Annotated in this window: 3 protein-coding genes; 1 reads left to right on the forward strand and 2 read right to left on the reverse strand. The window is 72.2% G+C overall.

What is annotated here, in order from left to right:
• The first annotated feature begins 107 nt into the window (after window positions 1-107).
• Window positions 108-299 (forward strand): hypothetical protein, encoded by a 192-nt coding sequence (locus CCN51_RS08700; protein ID WP_014175668.1) that lies wholly within the window; start codon window positions 108-110, stop codon window positions 297-299.
• Between the two features lie 35 nt (window positions 300-334).
• Here the strand turns inward: CCN51_RS08700 and CCN51_RS08705 are convergent, their stop codons facing one another.
• Both CCN51_RS08705 and zapE read right to left on the reverse strand, forming a co-directional pair.
• Window positions 335-1,741, reverse strand: coding sequence for a PhoX family protein (locus CCN51_RS08705; protein WP_014175667.1), 1,407 nt, complete (start codon window positions 1,739-1,741; stop codon window positions 335-337).
• Between the two features lie 127 nt (window positions 1,742-1,868).
• On the reverse strand, window positions 1,869-2,666 hold a 798-nt coding region (gene zapE / locus CCN51_RS08710; protein WP_086859422.1), incomplete at its 5' end, for a cell division protein ZapE.

Here is a 2,666-nt window from a genome sequence, read left to right on the forward strand (position 1 = left end):
CCGCGCTGGCCTGTGCGCTCAGCTCACGGCGGTCCTGAGGTCCCGAGGTCCTGAGGCCCCTGTCGGGGTCGCGGGGCGCGGGCCGCACCGGGCGTAGGGTCGGGCGCATGGATGACCGTACGGACGACCCCACGCGCGCCACGCACCCCGCGCGCCCGCACGGCGACGACGTCGGCCCGCCGTACGCGGACTGCGTGCTGTGCGGCGAGCCGACCGAGTACCCCGCGTCACGGCCCGGGGTCACGCTGTGCCCCGTCTGCGAGTGGCAGGAGGCCCAGCGCACGGCCTGCTCCGGCTGAGCCGCAGCAGGCCGTGGCCTGCGTGGCCTGCGGTCTCAGTGGCGCCAGGGCCCCGTCACCGCGAAGGTCGTGCCCGGGGTGTAGCAGTTCACGTACATCGTGCGCCGGTCCGGTGCGAAGGTCACCCCCGCGAACTCACCCCACTCCGGCTTCTCCGGGGTGCCAATGTTCTGGCGTCCGCGCGCCATCGGGTAGACCTCGCCGCGCCTGCTCAGCCCGAAGACATGCTGCGCGCCGTTGCCGTCCTCGCAGACCATCAGGCCGCCGCTGGGCGCGAGCGTGATGTTGTCGGGTGACTCGCCGGGCAGCTGCACGTCCGTGCTCGGGCCGAAGACGATCACGAGGGTGAGGCGGCTCTGCTGCGGGTCGTACCGCCAGATCTGCCCGTAGTGGTCGGCGGCCGAGCCGTCCGCGCTCTTGGCGAAGCTGGAGACGAAGTAGACGGACGAGCCGCCCCAGTAGCAGCCCTCCAGTTTCTGTGCGTGGGTGATGCCCTTGGGGCCGAAGTCCTGGAGCCGGACGGGCGTCTGTTTTGCGAGCGGGTCGGGGACCGGCACCCACTCGATGTCGTGGAAGGACGTGCCGGTCTCCTGGACGGCCGACAGATCCCGTACGCCGGGCACGCGCATCGCGTACAGCTCGCCGCCCGCGTGCAGCGACCCCGTGCCGCCGAGCGGCTTGTGCGGCAGGAAGCGGTAGAAGAGGCCGAAGGGCTTCTCGAAGGCGTCCTCGGTCTCGTAGACGACTCCGCTGCGCGGGTCGATCGCGATGGCCTCGTGCTGGAAGCGGCCCATGGCGGTGAGCGGTACGGCGCCGGTGCGGCGCGGGTCGTACGGGTCGACTTCGAAGATGAAGCCGTGGTCCTTGGTGTAGCCGTTGGTGCCGGCTCTGTCCTCGGTCTCCTCGCAGGTCAGCCAGGTGTTCCAGGGGGTGGGGCCGCCCGCGCAGTTGACGGCGGTGCCGGCGATGGCGACGTGTTCGGCGAGGACGCGGTTGCCCGCGTCGAGTTCGAGGGCCGTGCAGCCGCCCATGCCCATGGGGTCGTAGGTGAGGCCCTGGACGGCGGGGACGCGGATCGCGGCGGTGGGGCGGTTCTCGTGGTTGCGGACCAGGTGGGTGCGGGCCCGGGCGTCGGCTCGGGCGCCGGAACGGCCGGGGAAGGCGGCCATGCCGTCGTGGTTGCTGGGGACCTTGCCCTCGCCGGAGCGCAGCTCGTCGCCCTCGCGGGACAGCACCCGGTAGCGGAAGCCCTTGGGGAGGTCGAGCAGACCGTCGGGGTCGGGGACGAGCGGGCCGTAGCCGCCGGAGCCGGCCGCGGCCTCCTGGCCGGGCTCGGCGGCCACGGCTGTACCGGCGAAGAGTTCGGAGATGTTGCCTGCGAAGGCGATGGCGGCACCGGCCGCACCGCTGCGGGCCAGGATCTGACGTCGCGTTACTGACATGCGGTAACTCCCTGTTGGCGGACAGGAAATGTGACCGCATGTGTGTATCACGCGAATTCGCGCGCGGGAACCATTCGATCAACGGCCACAGCCGCGCGTCGCGCTCCCTCGGCCCCCGCGCTCCCCGCTACTCCGCCAGCCGCTTCCCGTCCCGCGCCAGCGCCGTGAGCCGCGATATCGCCCGGAAGTACTTCTTCCGGTACCCGCCCTGCAGCATCTCCTCGCTGAAGAGACGGTCGAACGGCACCCCGGACGCCAGCACCGGCACCTCGCGGTCGTACAGCCGGTCCGCGAGCACCACCAGCCGCAGCGCGGTCGACTGGTCGGGCACCGGCCCGACCCCGGTCAGGCACACCGCCTCGATTCCGTCGCACATCGCGCCGTAGCGGCTCGGGTGGACGCGGGACAGGTGGTCGAGGAGGGCGGGGAAGTCGTCGAGCGAGGCGCCGGGCGTGTGGTGCGCGGCGCGGGTGACGGTCTCGGCCGAGTACGGGGCGGGGGCTTCCGGCAGACCGCGGTGGCGGTAGTCCTCGCCGTCGATGCGCAGTGTCCGGAAGCGGGCGGACAGGCCCTGGATCTCGCGCAGGAAGTCGGCGGCGGCGAACCGGCCTTCGCCGAGCTTGCCGGGGAGGGTGTTGGAGGTGGCGGCCAGTGCCACGCCCGCGTCGACGAGCTTGCCGAGCAGCGTGGAGACCAGCACCGTGTCGCCCGGGTCGTCCAGTTCGAACTCGTCGATGCACAGCAGCCGGTGGCCGCTGAGGGTCTGGACGGTCTGCTGGAAGCCGAGGGCGCCGACCAGGTTGGTCAGCTCGACGAAGGTGCCGAACGCCTTCCGCTCGGGCGGGGCCGCGGTGGCGTGCCAGAGGGAGGCCAGCAGATGGGTCTTGCCGACGCCGTAGCCGCCGTCCAGATACATTCCGCGCGG

This window comes from Streptomyces milbemycinicus, assembly GCF_002154605.1.
GTDB lineage: Bacteria > Actinomycetota > Actinomycetes > Streptomycetales > Streptomycetaceae > Streptomyces > Streptomyces milbemycinicus.